Here is a 21,275-nt window from a genome sequence, read left to right on the forward strand (position 1 = left end):
CTGTGCGCGCCGGTCACATCCGGCGCGCACAGCCCACCGGTTGCCTGCCACCCAGGGAGACGTAGAGCGCGGTGGACGCCGGGCACCGCTCGCGTCCCGGTACCGCCGCCACCACCTCGTACTGCGGCCGCTTCCCGCCCGAGCCGTCGCAGGCCGTCTCCTTCACCTGCCCCTTCCGGGAGGTGTAGAGGCAGTCCCCGACCAGGGTGTGCGGACCGCCGCCCCCGCCCGGGTCGCCCGGATGCGGCGGCTCCAGATTGCGCATGCAGGCGTACCCACGCGGCACGGCCCCGTCGCCGTCCTCGTCCACGGCCGGCCGCAGCTCCGAGACGTGCAGCACGAAGTCCGTACGGTCCGGACAGTCCGGTCCGCGCGCGGCCGGCCCGTCGTACCGGCTCAGCACCCGGGCCGCCGCCTTCTCACTGGCGCACGGCACCTCCCGGTGCTCCGGCCCGCGCGTCCCGCAGTCGCCGGGCCCCAGGAACACCGCCCCGTACCCCTGCGGCGAGGCCGTCGCCGTCGCCAGCGCGCCGCTCGGCGCGGGCGCGGCCCGGCACCCGGCCAGCAGGGCGGCGAGAAGCGTGAACAGTGCGGTGACCGTGACAGTGACGACCGGCGCCATTCCCGGACGAGAACGCATGAAACCCCCCGATGCTCCACCCAGCGTGGCCCGCCGTGGCGGGCACACGCCAGATGAACCGGGGGTTTGCGTACGGCTAGTACGTCAGGCCGTAGCCGATCGGGTACAGCACCTGAGCCGGGTCGTCCGCACGCTGCACGGGCACCGGAAGCCGCCCGCGTGGCTCGGCCCGCCCCGCGATCACCCGCGCGGCGGCGCGGAGTTCGACATCCGTCCAGGAGTACGTGGCCACGGTCGCCGCCTGCCCGGTGAGCTGGGCGATGTCGTACGGATTGCGCAGCGCGACCGTGACCACCGGCACCCCGGTGGCGACGAGCCGGGCCACCAGCACGCGTTGGGCGCTGCCGGCCGTGACGTTGTACGTGCCGACGACGACCACGTCCTTTCCGGCCGAGGCGGCCACCGCCTGGTCGATCTTGGCGGTGCCGGGCGCGGTGCCGGTGGACAGCGCCGTGGCCGTGAAGCCCAGGTCGGTGAAGGCCTGGGCGAGGGTGGCGGTGGGCGGGCCCGTCGTCCCGGACGGCGAGGCCGGGTCGGCGCCGACGACCAGCAGGTTGGGCTGCCGGCGCCGGTCGAGCGGCAGCAGTCCGCCGTCGTTGCGCAGCAGGGTCGTGGTGGACTCGGCGATCCGGTCGGCGGCGGCCAGATGCGCCCGGGTGCCGACCGTACGGTCGACGTCCCTGTCGGAGACGTACGGATCGCGGAAGAGACCCAGCTTCGCCTTCAGCCGCAGAATCCGCAGGATCGATTCGTCAAGGCGTTCCTCGGTGATCTCGCCGTCCTTGACGGCCTTGAGGACCGCGTTCCAGGCGATGTCCAGATGCGGCGGGTTGAGCAGCTGGTCGACGCCGGCCTTCAGGGCCAGGACGGGGACGCGGTCGTCGCCGTACTTCGTCCGGACCCCCTGCATGCCGAGCGAGTCCGTCACCACCACCCCGTCGTAGCCCAGCTGCTCGCGCAGGATGCCGGTGAGGATCGGACGGGAGAGCGTGGCCGGGTCCTCGCTCGGGTCGAGCGCGGGCACGACGATGTGCGCCGTCATGATCGAGTCGATACCGGCGGCGATGGCGCTCTCGAACGGCGGCGCGTCCAGCTCCGCCCACTGCTCCCGGGTGTGGCCGATCTTCGGCAGCCCGTAGTGGCTGTCGGTCTCGGTGTCGCCGTGGCCGGGGAAGTGCTTGGACGTGGCGGCGACCCCCGCGCTCTGATACCCCCTCACCTGCGCGGCGACCAGACCGGCGACGGCCCGCGGATCCGCTCCGAAGGAGCGGACGCCGATGACCGGGTTGGCGGGGTTGACGTTCACATCGGCGACGGGCGCGTAGTTCTGCCGGATGCCCAGGGCGGCGAGCTCGGCCCCCGCGATCCGGGCCGCCTTGCGGGCGTCCGCGTGCGAGCCGCCGGCACCGAGCGCCATCGCCCCCGGCACCAGCGTCGCCGGCTCACCGACCCGGGCCACGATGCCGTGTTCCTGGTCCGTGGAGATGAGCAGGGGGAGTGGGGTGGGCTGGGCGAGGCCGGCGCGCTGGATGCCGTTGGAGAGCGCCGCGATCTGGTGCGGATCGCGGGTGTTGTGGGCCCACGCGAAGTAGATGATCCCGCCGACGTGGTAGCGGGCGACGAGCTCGGCGGCCGTACGGACCCCGATCTCCTTGAGGTTGGCGTCGATGTCGGCCTGGTCGGGTGCGGTGGCGGAATGCCCGTACACCCGCATGACGAAGAGCTGGCCGACCTTCTCCTCCAGGCTCATCCGGGAGAGAAGGCGGCGGAGGCGGTCGTGGTCGATGGCCGCCGTGGCGGGGGTGACGGCTCCGGTGGTGGCGGCTGCCGCGAGGGCGGCGGTGGCGGTGAGAAGGGTGCGTCTGGAGGGGGCGCGGTCGTGCACTGGTGCTCCTTCCGGCCGTACATGAGTGACGGGGGTGGTGAAGGAAACTTCCAAGGTGTCACGGATAGTCGGAAAGTAACTGCCAGGTCAAGGGTGTGCACAAGAAACACCACCCGATGAGATGCCCGGTCGCGCGCCTTGGCGGGGGAGAGGGGCTCCGCCACCGGCGCCGGAGGGGCGCCGCGCCGGTGGCGGACGTGCGCTGCCGGCCGCGGACGGCCGGGAGGTCGTCGCCGCGGGGGACTCGCCGACAGGGCGGCGCTTGGACGGCGCGGGGCGCGCCGCGGTTCCGGGGCCCGCGAGCCGCACGCGCGCGTGCGCTCAGCGCAGGACGGCCTGGAGGCTGGGCGCCGTCTCGGCGGTCGCCCCCGGGGCGCGGACGCCGACCGCGATCCGCGCCACCGCGTTGGTCAGTGCGATCGACATGACGAGGGCGATGACCCCGCGCGTCCCGAGGAGGCGTTCGGCCTCGTCGTACAACTCGTCGGGCACCCCTCCCGTTTCGAGGACGGTGAGGGACTCGGTCAGCGCGAGCGCGGCGCGCTCCTCGGGTGCGAACAGCACGGACGTGCGCCAGGCGCTCAGCTCGCGCAGCCGCTCCGGGCGCTCGCCCAGCGCCAGGGCCACCTCGAGCTGGGCCGACCAGGTGCGTGCGCAGCGGGCGAGCTGGACCGCGCGGAGGGCCGTCAGCAGCCGCAGCCGGTCGTCGAGCGCGGTGTCCCAGCGGACGGAGTCCTCGAGTGCGGTCAACGCCTCGTAGGTACGCGGCGTCGCCGTGCTGACCATGACGCGTTGGCGGAAGTTCACCGGCATCCTCGTCTCGTAGCGCGGGGTTCGCCGCCGGGGATCTCCGGCGGCGGAACTGGACTGTACAGGCCAGTACAACTGGACTCAACCGTACAGTTCATGCTTGGCTACGGATGTGATGAGCCAGAGTCCCCGCCGCCCCCCGTCCGGCGAACGCGCCGCCAAGAAGCGGGCGGCCATCGTGCGCGCGGCCCGTCAGGAGTTCCTGAACCACGGCTTCAACATCGGCATGGACGCGATCGCCGCCGAAGCGGGCGTGTCGAAGATGACCGTCTACAACCACTTCGCCGGCAAGGAGGAGTTGTTCGCCGAGGTCATCAGCGACGCGCTCGACCGGGCGTTCGAGGAGACCCTGCGGATGATGGAGTCGCGCCGGAGCGAGGCCGAGGACCTGCGCGAGCTCCTCGTCTCCACCGCCCACGGCTGGGTGGACGGCATCGCCCAGCCGGACGTCCTGGCCCTGCGGGCCCTGATCGCCGGCGAGGGCCGCCGCTTCCCGGAGCTGGGCCGGGCCTGGCGCGAACAGGGACCGGAGCGGTTCTCGTCGATCCTGTCGTCCACCCTGCGGGAACAGGAAGACCTCACGATCCCGGACATGGACCTGGCGGTGACCCAGTTCTACGCCCTGGTGCTGTACCCGCACATCGTCCGGTACGCCTACGGCGACCGCATCGACGAGCGCATGACGGAGAAACTGATCAACTCCGGCGTCGACATGTTCCTCGGGTACTACCGCTCCTGACGCCGCCGCGGCCGGGACGCGCGACCTAGGCGTCCCGGTGGGCCGCCACCGACGGCCACAGCTCCTGGAGCGTCCGTACGGTCTCGGTGATCGCCGGACGGCGGGCCGCGCCCGCACGCCACAGCGCCGACAGCCGCCGCACCGGCACCGGTTCGAGCCGTACGGCCGCCACCTGTGCCGGCAGCGCTCCCCGCCCCAGGCGCGGGACGAGCGCGATGCCCAGACCGGCGGCGACCAGCGCGACCTGGGTGTGGTTCTCCTCGGCCTGGTGGGCGATGTGCGGCTCGCAGCCGGCGGCCCGCAGCGTCCGCATCAGCCAGTCGTGGCAGACCGTCCCCGGCGGCTGGGAGATCCACCGCTCGTCCTTCAGGTCCGCCCGGCTCACGGACGGGGCGGCGGCCAGCGGGTGACCGGCCGGTACGAGGACGTCGCAGAGGTCCTCGCCGATGAGGGCCTGCTCCACCCCGGGCGGAGCCGGCATGGGCGCGATGTCCCAGTCGTGGGCCACGGCGAGATCGATCACACCCCGCGCGACGAGATCCACGGACACATGCGGGTCGATCTCCGACAGCCGGGCGTCGAGCGCCGGATGGCGGCGTGCCAGCTCGGCCAGGGCCCGGGGCATCAGCCCCCGGGCGGCGCTGGCGAAACAGCCGATGGCCAGCCGTCCCGCAGGCAGCCCCCGACGCTCTTCGAGTCGTACCTCCGCCTCCTCGACCAGGGACATCAACTGCTCGGCCGTACGCGCCAGTTGACGCGCCTCGTCGGTGAGCCGGACGCCCCTGCCCTGGCGTTCGAGGAGGGTCGTGCGGGTCTCCCGCTCCAGCTTGGCGATCTGCTGGGAGACCGCCGACGGGGTGTAGCCGAGCGCGGCCGCGGCGGCGTTGACCGAGCCGTGCACGGCCACGGCGTGCAGGGCACGAAGCCGCCCGAGATCCAGCATGCCGCCTCCGGCCCGTCGTCATTCGGTAGCGATGCTTCATCCAACCATGAAGAAACCTGCGCTGGTGCTACATGGTGTTGGGCGGTGATCCTCGATCACATGCGCCCCGCCCACCTCGCCCTCGCCACCCTGGTCGCCGCCGTCTGGGGAATCAACTTCGTCGTCATCGAGATCGGTCTCGACCACTTCCCGCCGCTGCTCTTCTCGGCGCTCCGCTTCCTCGCGGCGGCGCTTCCCGCCGTGTTCTTCGTGGGCCGCCCGAAGGTGGCGTGGAAGTGGATCGTGGGCGTGGGTCTTGTGCTCGGGGTGGCGAAGTTCGGCCTGCTCTTCACCGGCATGGACCGGGGCGCCCCGGCCGGCCTGTCCTCCCTCGTCCTCCAGGTCCAGGCGGTCTTCACGGCCCTCTTCGCCTTCGTGGCCCTGCGCGAACGCCCCGGCAGGACACGGGTGGTGGGCATGGCCGTCGCCCTGGCCGGGATCGGGGTGGCGGCGTTCGACGAGGGCGCGTCCGGCCCGCTGCTCGGCTTCACCCTCTGCGTCGCCGCGGCGGCCTGCTGGGGCGTCTCCAACGTCCTGACCCGCAAGGCGGCCCCGCCGGACATGCTCAACTTCATGGTCTGGGTCAGCACCGTGCCCGTACTCCCGCTGCTCGCCCTCTCCCTGCTCCTGGAAGGCCCCGAGCGCGACCTCGCCGCACTGCGCTCCCTGGACTGGACCGGCGCCGGCGTCATCCTCTACGTCGCCTGGGTCACCACCATCTTCGGCTTCGGCGCCTGGGGTTACCTCCTGCGCCACCACCCAGCCTCCTCGGTGGCCCCCTTCTCCCTGCTCGTCCCGGTCTTCGGGATGTCCTCGGCCGCCCTCGTCCTGGACGAGTCGGTCTCGGGGCTGCGGTGGTGCGCGGCGGCGCTGCTGGTGGGCGGGGTGGCCCTGACCTCACTGGCCGCCCCGGCTACTCGTCCCGGAGCGCCAGACGCCAGTCCTGGAGGAGGAGATCCGCGCCGTGAGCACGCTGCGGCTTCTCCTGGACCAGTGTGAAACCGGCCCGGCGGTAGATCCGCCCGGCCGCGGCGAGGACGTCGTACGTCCACAGCACCAGATCCCGGTACCCCGCGCCCCGGGCGAAGTCCACGACCGTACGGACGAGGAGCTCCCCCACACCGCGCCCCCGGGCCTCCGGCTCGACGAGGAACAGCCGGAGCCGGGCGGTCGCGGGCGCGTCGTCCCGGACGCACATCACCGAACCGACCGGCCGTCCGTCGAGCTCGGCGATCCACAGGTTTTCGAGGTGCGGGTCGTGGTCCTCGGTGAAGTCGGCGACCACGCGCGCGACAAGGCCCTCGAACTCGCTGTTCCAGCCGTACTCGGCGGCGTACAACGCGCCGTGCCGCTGTACGACCCACCCGAGCTCCCCGGCCAGAGGCTCCCGCAGCCGTACGCCCCGGTCCGTGGTCATCGCGGCTCCCGGGCGCCGGGAGTGTCCAAGGTGCTGGTCATGGGCCCCTCCATAGGCGGGTGTTGTCCACGATAGCGCCGCGCACGGCGGCGGCACGCGCGCGTGGCGGGGGCGTACGGAGACGGACGCGGCACGCGCGCGTCGCGGGCCGTCGGGCGCGACGTCCGCACATCGACCGTTCAGGGCCGGGCGCGCGGCCCCGCCGTCGACCCGCGCACCATCAGCTCCGCGGCGATCGTGGCGACGCCGCCCGGCGGCGGCTCCTCCGTCCCCATCGCCAGGCGCCCCGCGCGCGCTCCCGCCTCGTACAGCGGCAGCCGTACGGTCGTCAGGCCCGGCACCGCGTCCACCGAAAAGGGGAGGTCGTCGAAGCCCGCGACCGAGACGTCGTCCGGGACGCGCAGGCCCTGGTCGCGCAGGGCCGCGCAGGCGCCGAGCGCGATCGTGTCGTTGGCGGCGACGATCGCGGTCAGTTCCGGGTCGCGGCGCAGGAGTTCGAGGGCCGCGTCGTATCCGCAGCGGCGGTCGTACGGGCCGTGCAGGGTGGCCCGCTCCTGGCCCTCGGCGTCGCCGGCGAGCCCGGCCGCGGCCATCGCCTCGCGGTGCCCCTCCAGGCGGTGCCGGGTGGTGGTGCGGTCCGCGGGCCCGGCGATGTAGCCGATGCGGCGGTGGCCGAGGGCGAGGAGGTGCTCGGTGAGACGGCGGGCGCCGCTGCGGTTGTCGAAGGCGAGGGCCGCCACGCTCGCGTCGCCCGGCAGGGCCGGGCGCCCGCAGAGCACGATCCGGCTGCCCGCCTCCGCGAGCCGGGCCAGCTTGGCGGCGACCGCCGCGATGTGGCCGGGGTCCTCCAGTGCGCCGCCCGTCAGCACAACCGCCGCGGCGCGCTGGCGCTGCAGGAGCGTCAGATAGGTCAGTTCACGCTCGGCCGAGCCGCCGGTGTTGCAGACGACGGCGAGCTTCTCACCGCCCGCCCGGCCCGACGCGCTCTCGCAGATGGCGCCCTGCGCGGCCCCGGCCATGATGCCGAAGAAGGGGTCGGCGATGTCGTTGACGAGGATGCCGACCAGGTCGGAGGTGGCGGCGGCGAGCGAGCTCGCGGTGGCGTTCAGGACGTAGTCGAGTTCGTCGACGGCCTTCAGGACCCGTTCCCGAGTGGCCGCGGCGACCGGGTAGTTGCCGTTCAGGACGCGGGAGACGGTGGCCGGGGAGACCCGTGCCCGTGCGGCCACATCCGCCAGCGTGACGGTCATCGCGTTCCTCCGGGGAGAGTCGGTCGAGCCCCTTGTCCGGGCCTCTTTCGGCAGGCTAGCGTCAGAGAACGTAGAAAGCGCTTACTGACGTCGTACTGCCTCTCGCCACCGTGCACTGCCTCTCGCCACCCGCGCGCCGCCGCTCGCTGCCAGCCACTGCCGCGACCACCGCGCGCCGCCGCGTACTTCTCGCCGTACGGAGGGACCCCCGTGACACGCAGGACAGTCCGGATCGCCATGAACGGCGTCACCGGCCGGATGGGACACCGCCAGCACCTCGTCCGCTCCCTCCTCGCCCTCCGCGCGCAGGGCGGCCTCGACCTCGGCGACGGGGAGACCCTGTGGCCCGAGCCCGTACTCGTCGGCCGCCGCGCGCACGCCCTGCGGGCCCTCGCCGAACGCCACGGGCTCACCGAATGGTCCATCGACCTCGATGCCGTACTCGCCGACGAGACGGTGGAGGTGTACTTCGACGCGCAGGCCACCTCCGCCCGCGTCGACGCGCTCACCCGCGCGATCGCCGCCGGCAAGCACGTCTACACCGAGAAGCCCACCGCCCCCGATCTCGCCGGCGCCCTGGCCCTCGCCCGGCTCGCCCGCGACGCGGGCATCAAGCACGGCGTCGTCCAGGACAAGCTGTTCCTGCCGGGGCTGCGCAAGCTCAAACGCCTCGTCGACGGCGGCTTCTTCGGCGAGATCCTGTCCGTGCGGGGCGAGTTCGGCTACTGGGTCTTCGAGGGCGACTGGCAGCCCGCCCAGCGCCCGAGCTGGAACTACCGCGCCGAGGACGGCGGCGGCATCGTCCTCGACATGTTCCCGCACTGGGAGTACGTCCTGCACGACCTCTTCGGCCGGGTGACCGCCGTCAACGCCCATGTCACCACCCACATCCGGGAACGCCGGGACGAGCAGGGCAAGCCCTACACGGCGACCGCCGAAGACGCCGCGTACGGCATCTTCGAGCTGGCCGGCGGAGCCGTCGCCCAGATCAACTCCTCCTGGGCGGTCCGCGTCCACCGCGACGAACTGGTCGAGTTCCAGGTCGACGGCGCTCATGGCTCGGCCGTCGCCGGGCTGCGTGGCTGCCGTGTCCAGCACCGCTCCATGACCCCCAAACCGGTGTGGAACCCCGACCTCCCGGTCACCCACTCCTTCCGCGACCAGTGGCAGGAGGTCCCCGACAACACCGAGTTCGACAACGGCTTCAAGGCCCAGTGGGAGCTCTTCCTGCGCCACATCGCGCGCGAGGAGCCCTATCACTGGGACCTGCTCGCCGGTGCGCGCGGAGTCCAGCTCGCCGAGCTCGGCCTCAAATCATCAGCGGAGGGCCGCCGTTACGACGTACCGGAGCTGGCGCTGTGACGATCCGCCTGCCCCAGGGGCCCTACGAACCCCGCACCGCGCGCGTGATGGCCGCTGCCGGCCCGGCACCGGTCTCCCGTACGGTCTTCGCCGCCGCGCACGTCGTCGCCGACCCGTACGCGTACACCGGCCCGGACGGGCCCGCCGCGGTCGACTGGGACGCCACGCTCGCCTTCCGCCGCCATCTGTGGTCCCACGGGCTCGGTGTCGCCGAGGCCATGGACACCGCACAGCGCGGCATGGGTCTCGACTGGCCCCACGCCGCCGAGCTGATCCGCCGTTCGGCTGCCGAGGCCAGGGCGGTGGGCGGGCGGATCGTCTGCGGGGCCGGCACGGAGCAACTGACCGGCCCGGCCGGGCTGCCGGCGGTCCGGGCGGCGTACGAGGAGCAGCTGACGCTCGTCGAGGAGGCCGGGGCACGGGCCGTCGTCATGGCCTCGCGCGCGTTGGCGGGCGCGGCGCGCTCGGCGGACGACTACCTGGCCGTGTACGGGCCCCTGCTGCGGCAGGCGTCGGAGCCGGTGATCCTGCACTGGCTCGGCCCGATGTTCGACCCGGCGCTCGCCGGGTACTGGGGATCGGCCGACCTCGACACCGCCACCGAGACCCTCCTCCAGATCGTCGCCGCCCACCCGGACAAGGTCGACGGCGTGAAGGTCTCCCTCCTGGACGCCCGGCGCGAGACCGAGCTGCGCCGCCGGCTCCCCGAGGGCGTGCGCTGCTACACCGGCGACGACTTCCACTACCCCGAGCTGATCGCGGGCGACGAACAGGGCTTCAGCCACGCCCTCCTCGGCGCCCTCGACCCCCTGGCACCGCTGGCCGCCCGCGCCCTGCGCGCCCTGGACGCCGGCGACACGACCGGATTCCGTACGCTCCTCGACCCGACCGTCCCTCTTGCCCGGCACCTCTTCGAGGCCCCGACCCGCTTCTACAAGACGGGCGTGGTGTTCCTGGCGTGGCTGGCCGGCCACCAGAGCCACTTCACGATGGTCGGCGGCCTCCAGTCCGCGCGCTCGCTGCCGCACCTGGTGCGGGCGTACGAACTCGCCGACGGCATCGGCCTTTTCCCGGACCCGGAACTCGCCGAGGCACGGATGAGGGCCCTGCTCACGGTGCACGGAGTGACGGGATGACGGGGGACCTCGCGCGCTTCAGCGTCAACCAGATGACGCTCCGGCAGCTTTCGCTGCCGGAGCTGACGGCGGCCTGTGTCCGCCTCGGTGTCCCGGCCGTCGGGCTGTGGCGTGAACCGGTGCGGGCATACGGCGTCGAGGCCGCGGCGGCGCTCGTACGGGACGCGGGGCTGACCGTGTCGAGCCTGTGCCGGGGCGGCTTCTTCACGACGCGGACGTCACCGGACGACAACCGCGCGGCGGTCGACGAGGCCGCGGCCCTCGGCACGGACACCCTGGTCCTGGTCTCCGGGGGCCTCCCGCCCGGCAGCCGCGACCTCGCGGGGGCGCGGGCCCGTATCGCCGAGGCGATCGCCGAGCTGGTGCCGTACGCCGCGAGCCGGAACGTACGTCTGGCCGTCGAACCGCTCCACCCGATGTACGCGGCCGACCGCTGCGCGATCTCCACCCTCGACCAGGCCCTCACGATCGCCGAGGCGTTCCCCGCCGACCGGGTCGGCGTCGTCGTGGACACGTACCACGTCTGGTGGGACGAGCGCGCCCCGGCGGCGGCCATCCGCGCGGCCATGGCGGGCCGCCTGCACTCCTTCCAGCTCGCGGACTGGACGACCCCCCTGCCCGCCGGTGTCCTCAACGGGCGCGCGCAGCTGGGCGACGGCGTGATCGACCTTTCGGCGTGGTGCTCCCTGCTCGACGGGGCCGGGTACCACGGTCCGGTCGAAGTGGAGCTGTTCAACGACGCGTTGTGGGCCCGCGAGGGCCTGGTGGTCCTGGCGGAGACGGTGGCCCGCTACCGCCGGATCCGGGAATCCGGGATTCCGGAAAAATAACCGCGCGCAGTCGTACAACCCTTGGTGGGTGACGCGTGTCTATCTGGTGTCGGGGCTTCCGGGGAGGGATCTGGGGGGATTCGGGGAGCCGCGACGGGAGGGGAACACGCGGGGCCCGGTCGCAGGACCGGGCCCCCAGTAGTTCCCCCGGCCGCCGGCGGTGACTTGGCCCGGCGGGCCGGACCGGGCGGAGTTGTCCACAGGCCGGCCGCGCTGTCCGAGGGCGGCGCTACCGTCGGATCATGTCGAATCAGACAGTGGTCGAAGGTGTGCTGGAGCGAATCACCTACGCCAACGAGGAGAGCGGCTACACAGTCGCCCGCGTCGACACCGGCCGCGGCGCCGGAGACCTCCTCACGGTCGTCGGGTCGCTGCTCGGCGCCCAGCCGGGCGAGTCGCTGCGCATGGAGGGCCGCTGGGGCTCCCACCCGCAGTACGGAAAGCAGTTCACGGTGGAGAACTACACGACCGTGCTGCCGGCCACCATCCAGGGCATCCGCCGCTACCTCGGCTCCGGCCTGATCAAGGGCATCGGCCCCCGGATCGCCGAGCGGATCGTCGACCACTTCGGCACCGACACCCTCGACGTCATCGAGCGGGAGCCCGGGCGGCTCATCGAGGTCTCCGGCCTCGGGCCCAAGCGCACCAAGCTCATCGGGGTCGCCTGGGAGGAACAGAAGGCCATCAAGGAGGTCATGGTCTTCCTCCAGGGCGTCGGCGTCTCCACCTCCATCGCCGTGCGGATCTACAAGAAGTACGGCGACGCCTCGATCTCCGTCGTCAAGAACCAGCCCTACCGGCTGGCCGCCGACGTCTGGGGCATCGGCTTCCTCACCGCCGACCGCATCGCCCAGGCCGTCGGCATCCCCCACGACAGCCCCGAGCGGGTCAAGGCCGGGCTGCAGTACGCCCTGTCGCAGTCCACCGACCAAGGACACTGCTTCCTGCCCGAGGAGCAGCTCATCGCCGACGCGGTGAAGCTCCTCCAGGTCGACACCGGCCTTGTCATCGAGTGCCTCGCCGAGCTCGCCACCCCCGGCGAGGACGGCGAGAGCGGGGTCGTACGCGAGCGGGTGCCAGGGCCCGAGGGACAGTCGCTGACGGCCGTCTACCTCGTGCCCTTCCACCGCGCCGAGCTCTCCCTGGCCGCCCAGCTCCAGCGGCTGCTGCGGACCGGCGAGGACCGGATGCCGGCCTTCCAGGACGTGGCCTGGGACAAGGCGCTGGCCTGGCTCGCGGAGCGTACGGGCGCCGAACTCGCCCCCGAGCAGGAGGAGGCGGTCCGGCTGGCGCTCACCCGCAAGGTCGCCGTGCTCACCGGCGGCCCCGGCTGCGGCAAGTCCTTCACGGTCCGGTCCGTCGTGGAGCTCGCCCGCGCCAAGAAGGCCAAGGTGGTCCTCGCCGCGCCCACGGGCCGGGCCGCCAAGCGGCTCGCGGAGCTCACCGGCGCCGAGGCCTCCACCGTCCACCGTCTCCTGGAGCTGAAGCCGGGCGGGGACGCCGCGTACGACCGGGAGCGGCCACTGGACGCCGACCTGGTCGTGGTCGACGAGGCGTCCATGCTGGATCTGCTGCTCGCCAACAAGCTGGTCAAGGCCGTCGCGCCGGGCGCGCATCTGCTGCTCGTCGGGGACGTGGACCAGCTCCCGTCGGTGGGCGCGGGGGAGGTGCTCGGCGATCTCCTCGCCCCGGACAGCCCGGTGCCGGCCGTCCGGCTCACCCGGATCTTCCGGCAGGCCCAGCAGTCGGGCGTGGTGACCAACGCCCACCGGATCAACGCCGGCGAGTACCCGATCACCTCCGGTCTGCCCGACTTCTTCCTCTTCGTCGAGGAGGAGACCGAGGACGCGGGCCGGCTGGCCGTTGATGTCGCCGCACGGCGGATTCCCGCCAAATTCGGCCTTGATCCACGGCGGGACATCCAGGTCCTGGCCCCGATGCACCGCGGCCCGGCCGGCGCGGGCACGCTGAACGGTCTGCTCCAGCAGGCCGTCACCCCGGCCCGCCCGGACCTCCCCGAGAAGAGATTCGGCGGCCGGGTCTTCCGCGTCGGGGACAAAGTCACGCAGATTCGCAACAATTATGACAAGGGGCGGAACGGCGTCTTCAACGGCACGGTCGGCGTGGTCACCTCACTCAGCCTTGATGATCAGCGGCTGACGGTGCTGACGGACGAGGACGAGGAGGTGGCCTACGACTTCGACGAACTCGACGAGCTGGCTCACGCGTACGCCGTGACGATCCACCGTTCGCAGGGCAGCGAGTACCCCGCGGTGGTGATCCCCGTCACCACGGGGGCCTGGATGATGCTGCAGCGGAACCTGCTCTACACGGCCGTCACAAGAGCGCGGAAACTGGTCGTCCTGGTCGGCTCCCGCAGGGCGATCGGCCAGGCAGTACGTACTGTTTCCGCAGGCAGGCGCTTTACGGCGCTCGCCCATCGGCTCACCGGACGAGACCGGGCGGACGAGGGGTTCCAAGGGCGCGGTTCGCGGCCCCCGGCCGTGTGAAACGCTCCGCAGGACTTTCCGGAACCGGGGCGAAGGGGGCAGGATGTGCAGGTTGGCGGCACTCAGTGCCGCCGATTGGCCCAATGGTCGACCCCGAGTGCACTCTCCTGAGCCAAATGGGGGATGGTAGAGACAGTCAGGGCACCTCGAAGAAGAGGCACTACGTCGGTGAGGGATGACGTGAGCGACAACTCTGTAGTACTGCGGTACGCGGACGGTGAATACACCTACCCGGTGGTCGAGAGCACCGTCGGTGACAAGGGCTTCGACATCGGGAAGCTCCGAGCCCAGACCGGTCTGGTCACCCTGGACAGCGGATACGGCAACACCGCCGCCTATAAATCCGCCATCACCTACCTCGACGGTGAGCAGGGCATTCTGCGGTACCGCGGCTACCCCATCGAGCAGCTCGCCGAGCGCTCCACCTTCCTCGAGGTGGCGTACCTGCTGATCAACGGTGAGCTTCCCAAGGTCGACGAGCTGTCGGCCTTCAAGAACGAGATCACCCAGCACACGCTGCTGCACGAGGACGTCAAGCGGTTCTTCGACGGCTTCCCGCGCGACGCCCACCCGATGGCCATGCTGTCCTCCGTGGTCAGCGCGCTGTCGACGTTCTACCAGGACAGCCACAACCCGTTCGACGAGAAGCAGCGCCACATCTCCACGATCCGGCTGCTGGCCAAGCTGCCGACGATCGCGGCGTACGCGTACAAGAAGTCGATCGGTCACCCGTTCGTCTACCCGCGCAACGACCTCGGGTACGTCGAGAACTTCCTGCGCATGACCTTCTCGGTCCCGGCGCAGGAGTACGAGCTCGACCCGGTCGTGGTCTCCGCGCTCGACAAGCTGCTGATCCTGCACGCGGACCACGAGCAGAACTGCTCGACCTCCACCGTGCGTCTGGTCGGCTCCTCGCAGGCGAACATGTTCGCCTCGATCTCCGCCGGCATCTCGGCCCTGTGGGGTCCGCTGCACGGTGGCGCCAACCAGTCGGTCCTGGAGATGCTGGAGGGCATCCAGGCCAACGGCGGCGACGTCGACTCCTTCATCAACAAGGTGAAGAACAAGGAGGACGGTGTCCGCCTGATGGGCTTCGGCCACCGGGTGTACAAGTCCTTCGACCCCCGCGCCAAGATCATCAAGGCCGCGGCGCACGATGTGCTCTCCGCGCTCGGCAAGTCCGACGAGCTGCTGGACATCGCGCTGAAGCTGGAGGAGCACGCGCTCTCCGACGACTACTTCGTCTCGCGCAACCTCTACCCGAACGTCGACTTCTACACGGGTCTGATCTACCGGGCGATGGGCTTCCCGACCGAGATGTTCACCGTGCTCTTCGCGCTCGGCCGGCTGCCCGGCTGGATCGCCCAGTGGCACGAGATGATCAAGGAGCCCGGCTCCCGCATCGGCCGCCCCCGCCAGATCTACACGGGTGAGGTCCTGCGCGACTTCGTGCCGGTCGAGGCCCGCTGAGGCCGCTGACGCCTTCGGTGCCTGACGGCGCCTGAACGAAAAGCGCCCCGCCGCCGATCCCCCCACGGGTCGACGAGCGGGGCGCTTCCCATATCCCCGGTGCGGATTCCCCCCACGGGATCCGGGCCGGGCGTCTGCAGGTGTTACCCAGCAGAAGCTTCCGCGGTCTGCCGGGGTACGTACGTACGGGAGGGCCGCTCAAAGCTCCCCGGTGCACGTGCCCCGGCCAACGCTTGCCTGGGACGTCCCCCAAGACATCCCATGAACGTCCCCCAAGACGTTCTTGGCATCGCCCACTTAGACTCGCGAAGGGCCCGAATGGTTACCCCCAAATATCTGTGATCTAGGTCTCTTTGTGAAGGTCCTGTGCGTCACGTGAACGTGAATTCACGTGAACGTCTTCAGTCGCAGGCTGTTCGTCACCACAAATACGGACGAAAGGGCCATCGCCAGTCCGGCGATCATGGGGTTGAGGAGACCGGCCGCGGCGAGCGGCAGCGCGGCGACGTTGTAGCCGAACGCCCAGCCGAGGTTGCCCTTGATCGTGGCGAGGGTCCGCCGGGAGAGCCGGATGGCGTCCGCCGCGACCCGCAGGTCCCCGCGAACGAGGGTGAGGTCGCCGGCCTCGATCGCCGCGTCCGTACCCGTACCCATCGCCAGGCCCAGATCGGCCTGGGCGAGCGCGGCCGCGTCGTTGACGCCGTCGCCGACCATCGCGACCACCCGCCCCTCGCCCTGGAGCCGCTTGACCACGTCGACCTTGTCCTGCGGCAGCACCTCGGCGATCACCTCGTCGATGCCGACCTCCGCCGCCACCCGCTCCGCGACGGACCTGCTGTCGCCGGTGAGCAGCACCGGACGCAGGCCCACGCCGCGCAGCCGGGCCACCGCCTCCGAGCTGGTCTCCTTGACCGCGTCGGCGACCTTCAGAGTGCCGCGGGCCCGCCCGTCCCAGGCGACGTGCACGACTCCCGGCTCCTGGGCGCCCGGTACCTCGATCTCCTCGGCGGCGAGCAGGGCCGCGCGTCCGACGAGCACGCGGTGGCCGTCGACCGAGCCGCGTACCCCGAGGCCGGGCACGTTCTCGAAGGACTTCGGTACGGGGAGCTCGCCGACCCGCGCGGCCGCGCCGGCCGCCACGGCGCGGGCGACCGGGTGCTCGGAGGAGTGCTCCAGGGCGCCCGCGAGGCGCAGCAGCTCCTCCTCGCCGGTGCGCTCGGCGCCGTATACGCCTCCGTAGACGCGCACCCCCACCAGCTCCATGTGGCCCGTGGTGACCGTTCCGGTCTTGTCGAGGACGACGGTGTCCACGCGGCGGGTGGATTCCAGCACCTCGGGTCCCTTGATCAGGATGCCGAGCTGGGCGCCCCGGCCGGTGCCGACCATGAGCGCGGTCGGGGTCGCGAGACCGAGGGCGCACGGGCAGGCGATGATCAGTACGGCGACGGCGGCGGTGAAGGAGGCCGTCGTGTCCCCGGTGGCCAGCAGCCAGGCGGCGAGGGTGCCGAGCGCGAGCAGCAGCACGACGGGGACGAAGACCGCGGAGATCCGGTCGGCGAGCCGCTGTACCTGCGCCTTGCCGTTCTGGGCGTCCTCGACCAGCCGTGCCATCCGGGCCAGTTGGGTGTCGGAGCCGACCCGGGTGGCCCGGACGACCAGACGCCCGGAGGTGTTGACGCAGCCGCCGGTGACGGGGTCGCCGGTGCTCACGTCCACAGGCAGGGACTCGCCGGTGAGCAGGGACGCGTCGATGGCGGAGGCGCCCTCGGCGACCGTGCCGTCGGTGGCGATCTTCTCCCCGGGGCGTACGACGAAGAGGTCCCCGGCGCGCAGTTCGGCGACCGGTATCCGTACCTCCGTACCGGCCCGCAGGACCGCGACGTCCTTCGCGCCGAGCTCCATCAGCGCGCGCAGCGCCGCGCCCGCGGTCCGTTTGGCGCGGGCTTCCAGGTAGCGGCCGAGGAGGATGAACGTGATCACGCCGGCGGCGACTTCGAGGTAGATCGTGGCGGCGCCGTCGGCGCGGGTGACGGTCAGGTCGAAGCCGTGGCGCATGCCGGGCAGGCCCGCGTGTCCGAAGAACAGGGCCCACAGGGACCAGCCGAAGGCGGCCAGCGTGCCGACCGAGACGAGGGTGTCCATGGTCGCGGCGCCGTGCCGGAGGTTGGTCCAGGCGGCGCGGTGGAAGGGGAGGCCGCCCCAGACGACCACGGGAGAGGCGAGGGTGAGGGAGAGCCACTGCCAGTTGTCGAACTGGAGGGCCGGGATCATCGCCCACAGTACGACCGGGGTGGCCAGCACCGCGCTGACGAGGAGCCGTTGGCGCAGGGCGTCCGCGGCCTCCGGCTCCCGGCTGTCGGCATCCTTGCCCTCCTTGGAGGGCTCGGGCTGCGGGGGCGGGGGTTCTTCGGCGGAGTAGCCGGTCTTGACGACCGTAGCGATCAGATCGGCGACCTCGATGCCCTGCGCGTAGGAGATTTTCGCCTTCTCCGTGGCGTAGTTGACGGTCGCGGTCACGCCGTCCATCCGGTTGAGCTTCTTCTCGACGCGGGCCGCGCAGGAGGCGCAGGTCATTCCGCCGATGGTGAGCTCGGTGGTGAGGGTGGCAGTCATGTGCGTTCCAAAACGGGAGCGGGGCCGTACCGTCGTGGCAACGGTACGGCCCTGCCGGGGCGCGAGTGGTGCGGGGTTCGGTCGGTCGGAGCGGCCGCGACGGCCGCGGTGGACCGCGGTGGCTCAGGCCTGGCCGACGAGCTCGTAACCGGCCTCGTCCACGGCGGCACGGACCGCGGCCTCGTCAAGCGGGGCGGCCGAGACGACGGTGACCTGACCGGTGGCGGCGACGGCCTTGACGGAGGTGACGCCGGCGATCTCGGAGATCTCCTCGGAGACGGCGCCCTCGCAGTGCCCGCACGTCATGCCCTTGACCTGATAGACCGTGGTGACACCGGCGGCCGTGGCGTCGGCGGCGCTGTCGTGGCAGGACCCGGTGGGCGAGCAGCAGGAGCCGGTGGCCTGGGGCAGCTCGGTCTTGGTCTCGGTCGTCATGACGGACTCTCCTCTTCGAGGCAGTGCGTGTGTCGCTGATGAGGGACGCTGCCACCTTATACCCCTAGGGGGTATGGATGCCACTCTCTGCCGGGTGAGCCGCGTCTCCGATCAGCGGGTCGAGATAGCGGAACAGCGCCCGCTTCAGCTCGGTGACGTACGCGTCGCGCTCGGCGCCCTCGTGGGTCATCACGAGGTCGAGACCGGCCTTGAACAGCGCGAACGTCATCTCGGCGACCTGGTGGCGTTCGGCGGCCGGCGTGTCCGGAAGGTAGTGGCCGAGCAGGCTCTCGACCCGCGTCAGCAGCGAGGCGTGCAGTGCGTCGTGCTCCTCCGCTATCTGGCCCGGGATCGGCTCCGAGCCGTGCATCAGGGCGAGGAAGGCCGGGTTCTCGACGTTGAAGGCGATGAAGGGGTCGAGGACGGCGTCCAGCATCCGGTCGAGGGGGAGGGCGAGGTTGGCCGGGGTGAAGGCCTGGCCGTGGGTCTCGCGCATCTGATGCAGCAGCCGCTCGCTCAACTCGACCGCGATGGCTTCCTTGTTCGGGAAGTACTGGTAGAGCGTGCCCGGCGAGACGCTCGCCTCGCGGGCGATGGCGTTGGTGCTCGCCGCGGTGTAGCCGCTGGTGCAGAAGACGTTCGCGGCGGCCTGGAGCAGCGATGCGATACGGCGTTCGCCGCGGGCCTGGCGGCGGCGTGGCTTCGGTTCCTCCGACGGCACGGTGTTTCCCCAGCTTTCGGGATCGGTTGACAAACGCGAGTGGTCGCTCGCATTCTTGAAAAACGCGAGTGGTCGCTCGTGTTTGCCAGTCTATGGCAGCGGACGGCTCCTGTGGGCTGCCCTGATGTCCCTCCGAGTATGTCCCCGGACATGGTCCCGGGCGGGCGTCAGCAGGTCTCACGGAAGCCATGGTGAAGGGGGAACACCGCGTCATGCCCGAAGTCAACCGTCCGGCGGAAGGCCGCTGGACGCGCCTGGTCACCGCACGGCCACGGCTCTCGCTCCTGGTCGCGCTGGTGCTCACCGCCCTCGCGGTCCTCGCCGGCGGCGGAGTGGGCGACCGGCTGGCCGCCGGGGGCTGGGAGGCCCCCGACGCGGAGTCCGCGTACGCGACGAAGGTGCTGGAGCGGGAGTTCCCGGCCTCGCAGCCCAACCTCCTGCTGCTGATCGACGCCGGCCGGGCCGGGGTCGACGATCCGGCCGTTGCCGCCGAGGCCCGGCGGCTTGGCGAGCGGCTCGGCGCGGAGGAGGGCGTCACCGGCGTCGGGTCGTACTGGGCGACCGGGGCACCCGCCCTCCGCTCCAAGGACGGCAGCCAGGCGCTGATCGCCGCCCGGATCGAAGGGGACGAGAAGACCGCCGCCGAGGTGCTCACCCGCATCTCGCCTGCGTACCGCGGCACGCACGGGCCGGTGCGGGTGACCGTCGGCGGTCCGGTCGCCGTGCAGCACGAGATGGAGACGGTCATCCAGGAGGATCTGCTACGGGCCGAGCTGATCGCCCTGCCGGTCACGCTCCTCCTGCTCGTCATGGTCTTCGGCAGCGCCGTCGCCGCCCTGCTGCCGCTCGCCGTCGGCATCGTCGCCATCCTCGGCACCAACGCCGTCCTGCGCGTCCTTACCGAATTCACCGACGTCTCGGTCTTCGCGCTCAACCTCACCACCGCGCTCGGCCTCGGCCTCGCCATCGACTACGCGCTGTTCGTCGTACGTCGCTTCCGCGAGGAGGTCGCCGACGGCGCGGACACCCGCACAGCCGTCGCCGTCACCCTGCGCACCGCCGGCCGGACCGTCCTGTTCTCCGCCCTCACCGTCGCCGTCTCGCTCGCCGCGATGCTGGTCTTCCCGCAGTACTTCCTCCGGTCCTTCGCCTACGCGGGCATCGCGGTCGTCCTGCTCGCCGCGGCCGCCGCGCTGGTCCTGCTGCCGGCCGCGCTGATGCTGCTCGGGGACCGGGTCAACGCGTTCGACCTGCGGCGGCTGTTCACCCGCCGCGCGCCGGGCGCCGGTAGTGAGCCAGGCGCGGGCTGGGCACGCACCGCCGACCTGGTCATGCGCCATGCCCCGCTCTTCGCCGTCGCCACGGTCACCGGCCTGGTCCTGCTCGGACTGCCCTTCCTGGGGGTCACGTTCGGTACCGCCGACGACCGGCAGCTGCCGCGGGGCGCCGAGTCCCATGTCGTCCAGCAGCACATCCGCGACGGCTTCCCCGGCAGCCCCGGCGGCGGCCTGGAAGTCCTCGCGGAGGGCCCGGCCACACCCGCCCAGTACGCCGAGTACCGCGACCGGCTCGCGGCCGTGCCGGGCGTGGTCAGGGTCGACGGGCCGGTCACCTCCCAGGGCCACGCGGTCTTCTCCGTCCTGCCCGAAGGCGAGGCGGTCGACCAGGAGACACAGGACCTCGTCGGCGAACTGCGCGCCCTGGAAGCCCCCTTCGGGACGTCCGTCACCGGCGCGGCCGCCGTGCTCGTCGACACGAAGAACGCGCTCGCCGACCGGCTGCCATGGGCCGGCGCGATCATCGCCGTGGTGACGCTGCTGCTGGTCTTCCTGCTCACCGGCAGCGTGCTGATCCCGCTCCAGGCCGTGGTGCTCAACGCGCTCAGCCTCACCGCCATGTTCGGCGCCGTCGTCTGGGTCTTCCAGGAGGGGAACCTCTCCGGGCTCCTCTCCTTCACCGCCACCGGAGCCATCGAAACCACGCTCCCGGTGCTCATGTTCTGCGTCGCCTTCGGACTCTCCATGGACTACGGCGTCTTCCTCCTCTCCCGGATCAAGGAGGAGTACGACGCCACCGGCGACCACGAGCACGCCGTCCGGTTCGGGCTGCGGCGCACCGGCGGGCTGATCACCGCCGCCGCCGTGATCCTCGCCGTGGTGATGGTCGCCATCGGAGCCTCCCGGGTGACGAACATCAAGATGCTCGGTCTCGGGATCGCCCTGGCCGTCGTCATGGACGCCATGGTCGTGCGCAGCCTGCTTGTGCCGTCGGTAATGAAGCTGACCGGCCGCGCCACCTGGTGGGCCCCGGGGCCCCTGCGCCGCTTCCACGCGCGGTTCGGGATCAGCGAGGCGGGTGACTCCATACCCGCGCCCGGCCCGGCACCGGACCCGCCTGCGAAGGGCGGGGAAGCCGGGGCGTCGGACAGGAGGGACACGAGCCGGGTCGGCGGCTAGGTTCGGTGCCGTCACGGAC

16 protein-coding genes and 1 pseudogene are annotated in these 21,275 nt (G+C 71.8%); 8 read left to right on the plus strand and 9 right to left on the minus strand.

Annotation, left to right across the window (positions count from 1 at the left end):
- Positions 1–13 precede the first annotated feature (13 nt).
- The 3 genes from IEZ01_RS11100 to IEZ01_RS11110 all read right to left on the minus strand — a co-directional run bounded on the left by IEZ01_RS11100 (position 14) and on the right by IEZ01_RS11110 (position 3,332).
- Positions 14–622 carry a hypothetical protein gene (locus IEZ01_RS11100; protein WP_019886546.1) on the minus strand — a complete coding sequence of 203 codons (609 nt, stop codon included), beginning with the start codon at positions 620–622 and terminating at the stop codon, positions 14–16.
- A gap of 94 nt (positions 623–716) precedes the next feature.
- A complete protein-coding gene (locus tag IEZ01_RS11105) occupies positions 717–2,525 on the minus strand; it encodes a glycoside hydrolase family 3 protein (RefSeq protein WP_189201392.1) in 1,809 nt (602 codons plus the stop codon).
- Positions 2,526–2,846: 321 nt separating this feature from the next.
- Positions 2,847–3,332, minus strand: coding sequence for a carboxymuconolactone decarboxylase family protein (locus tag IEZ01_RS11110; RefSeq protein WP_189201394.1), 486 nt, complete (start codon positions 3,330–3,332; stop codon positions 2,847–2,849).
- A gap of 103 nt (positions 3,333–3,435) precedes the next feature.
- Between IEZ01_RS11110 and IEZ01_RS11115 the strand changes: the two genes are divergently transcribed.
- Positions 3,436–4,074: a TetR/AcrR family transcriptional regulator gene (locus IEZ01_RS11115; protein ID WP_229832865.1), complete on the plus strand. Its 639-nt coding sequence runs from the start codon at positions 3,436–3,438 to the stop codon at positions 4,072–4,074.
- A 25-nt stretch (positions 4,075–4,099) separates the two neighbouring features.
- Here the strand turns inward: IEZ01_RS11115 and IEZ01_RS11120 are convergent, their stop codons facing one another.
- Positions 4,100–5,017 (minus strand): LysR family transcriptional regulator, encoded by a 918-nt coding sequence (locus tag IEZ01_RS11120; protein WP_189201396.1) that lies wholly within the window; start codon positions 5,015–5,017, stop codon positions 4,100–4,102.
- 99 nt (positions 5,018–5,116) lie between these two features.
- On the opposite strand from IEZ01_RS11120, the gene IEZ01_RS11125 reads away from it, so the two are divergent.
- Positions 5,117–6,055: an EamA family transporter gene (locus tag IEZ01_RS11125; protein WP_040875470.1), complete on the plus strand. Its 939-nt coding sequence runs from the start codon at positions 5,117–5,119 to the stop codon at positions 6,053–6,055.
- On the opposite strand, the pseudogene IEZ01_RS11130 reads toward IEZ01_RS11125, so the two are convergent.
- Together IEZ01_RS11130 and IEZ01_RS11135 are read right to left on the minus strand one after the other, a co-directional pair.
- Positions 5,970–6,455, minus strand: a pseudogene (locus IEZ01_RS11130) (GNAT family N-acetyltransferase); the annotation flags it as partial. The gene IEZ01_RS11125 and the pseudogene IEZ01_RS11130 sit on opposite strands and share 86 nt — an antisense overlap.
- 197 nt (positions 6,456–6,652) lie before the next feature.
- Positions 6,653–7,723, minus strand: coding sequence for a LacI family DNA-binding transcriptional regulator (locus IEZ01_RS11135; protein WP_189201398.1), 1,071 nt, complete (start codon positions 7,721–7,723; stop codon positions 6,653–6,655).
- A 210-nt stretch (positions 7,724–7,933) separates the two neighbouring features.
- Between IEZ01_RS11135 and IEZ01_RS11140 the strand changes: the two genes are divergently transcribed.
- The 5 genes from IEZ01_RS11140 (at position 7,934) to IEZ01_RS11160 (ending at position 15,031) form a co-directional block, all read left to right on the plus strand.
- Entirely contained in the window at positions 7,934–9,085 is a 1,152-nt protein-coding gene (locus IEZ01_RS11140; protein WP_189201400.1) for a Gfo/Idh/MocA family protein, read from the plus strand.
- Positions 9,082–10,221, plus strand: a complete 1,140-nt coding sequence (locus IEZ01_RS11145; RefSeq protein WP_019886531.1) for a dihydrodipicolinate synthase family protein — start codon at positions 9,082–9,084, stop codon at positions 10,219–10,221. The genes IEZ01_RS11140 and IEZ01_RS11145 overlap by 4 nt, the downstream gene beginning before the upstream one ends.
- The gene (locus tag IEZ01_RS11150; RefSeq protein WP_189201402.1) at positions 10,218–11,051 is read left to right on the plus strand and encodes a sugar phosphate isomerase/epimerase family protein; all 834 of its coding nucleotides are present in this window, start codon (positions 10,218–10,220) and stop codon (positions 11,049–11,051) included. Before IEZ01_RS11145 ends, IEZ01_RS11150 begins: the two co-directional genes overlap by 4 nt.
- A 242-nt stretch (positions 11,052–11,293) precedes the next feature.
- Positions 11,294–13,561, plus strand: a complete 2,268-nt coding sequence (gene recD2 / locus IEZ01_RS11155) for an SF1B family DNA helicase RecD2 (RefSeq protein WP_189201404.1) — start codon at positions 11,294–11,296, stop codon at positions 13,559–13,561.
- Positions 13,562–13,741: 180 nt separating this feature from the next.
- On the plus strand, positions 13,742–15,031 hold the full coding sequence (locus IEZ01_RS11160; protein ID WP_019886527.1) for a citrate synthase: 1,290 nt from the start codon (positions 13,742–13,744) through the stop codon (positions 15,029–15,031).
- A 387-nt stretch (positions 15,032–15,418) separates the two neighbouring features.
- On the opposite strand, the gene IEZ01_RS11165 is transcribed toward IEZ01_RS11160, so the two are convergent.
- The 3 genes from IEZ01_RS11165 to IEZ01_RS11175 all read right to left on the minus strand — a co-directional run bounded on the left by IEZ01_RS11165 (position 15,419) and on the right by IEZ01_RS11175 (position 18,800).
- Complete coding sequence (locus IEZ01_RS11165) at positions 15,419–17,644, minus strand: heavy metal translocating P-type ATPase (RefSeq protein ID WP_189201406.1); 2,226 nt, start codon at positions 17,642–17,644, stop codon at positions 15,419–15,421.
- Positions 17,645–17,767: 123 nt separating this feature from the next.
- Positions 17,768–18,079: a heavy-metal-associated domain-containing protein gene (locus IEZ01_RS11170; RefSeq protein WP_019886525.1), complete on the minus strand. Its 312-nt coding sequence runs from the start codon at positions 18,077–18,079 to the stop codon at positions 17,768–17,770.
- A gap of 64 nt (positions 18,080–18,143) precedes the next feature.
- Positions 18,144–18,800 carry a TetR/AcrR family transcriptional regulator gene (locus IEZ01_RS11175; protein WP_189201408.1) on the minus strand — a complete coding sequence of 219 codons (657 nt, stop codon included), beginning with the start codon at positions 18,798–18,800 and terminating at the stop codon, positions 18,144–18,146.
- Positions 18,801–19,012: 212 nt separating this feature from the next.
- On the opposite strand from IEZ01_RS11175, the gene IEZ01_RS11180 reads away from it, so the two are divergent.
- Positions 19,013–21,256 carry an MMPL family transporter gene (locus IEZ01_RS11180; RefSeq protein WP_189201410.1) on the plus strand — a complete coding sequence of 748 codons (2,244 nt, stop codon included), beginning with the start codon at positions 19,013–19,015 and terminating at the stop codon, positions 21,254–21,256.
- Positions 21,257–21,275 lie beyond the last annotated feature (19 nt).

The organism is Streptomyces purpureus (assembly GCF_014648195.1).
In the GTDB taxonomy this organism is placed as follows: domain Bacteria; phylum Actinomycetota; class Actinomycetes; order Streptomycetales; family Streptomycetaceae; genus Streptomyces; species Streptomyces purpureus.

Coding starts and splice junctions, on each gene's coding strand:
- IEZ01_RS11100 (WP_019886546.1), bottom strand. CDS start 622: ATGGCGCCGGTCGTCACTGTCACGGTCACCGCACTGTTCACGCTTCTC.
- IEZ01_RS11120 (WP_189201396.1), bottom strand. CDS start 5,017: ATGCTGGATCTCGGGCGGCTTCGTGCCCTGCACGCCGTGGCCGTGCAC.
- IEZ01_RS11125 (WP_040875470.1), top strand. CDS start 5,117: ATGCGCCCCGCCCACCTCGCCCTCGCCACCCTGGTCGCCGCCGTCTGG.
- IEZ01_RS11135 (WP_189201398.1), bottom strand. CDS start 7,723: ATGACCGTCACGCTGGCGGATGTGGCCGCACGGGCACGGGTCTCCCCG.
- IEZ01_RS11150 (WP_189201402.1), top strand. CDS start 10,218: ATGACGGGGGACCTCGCGCGCTTCAGCGTCAACCAGATGACGCTCCGG.
- recD2 (WP_189201404.1), top strand. CDS start 11,294: ATGTCGAATCAGACAGTGGTCGAAGGTGTGCTGGAGCGAATCACCTAC.
- IEZ01_RS11165 (WP_189201406.1), bottom strand. CDS start 17,644: ATGACTGCCACCCTCACCACCGAGCTCACCATCGGCGGAATGACCTGC.
- IEZ01_RS11170 (WP_019886525.1), bottom strand. CDS start 18,079: ATGACGACCGAGACCAAGACCGAGCTGCCCCAGGCCACCGGCTCCTGC.
- IEZ01_RS11180 (WP_189201410.1), top strand. CDS start 19,013: ATGCCCGAAGTCAACCGTCCGGCGGAAGGCCGCTGGACGCGCCTGGTC.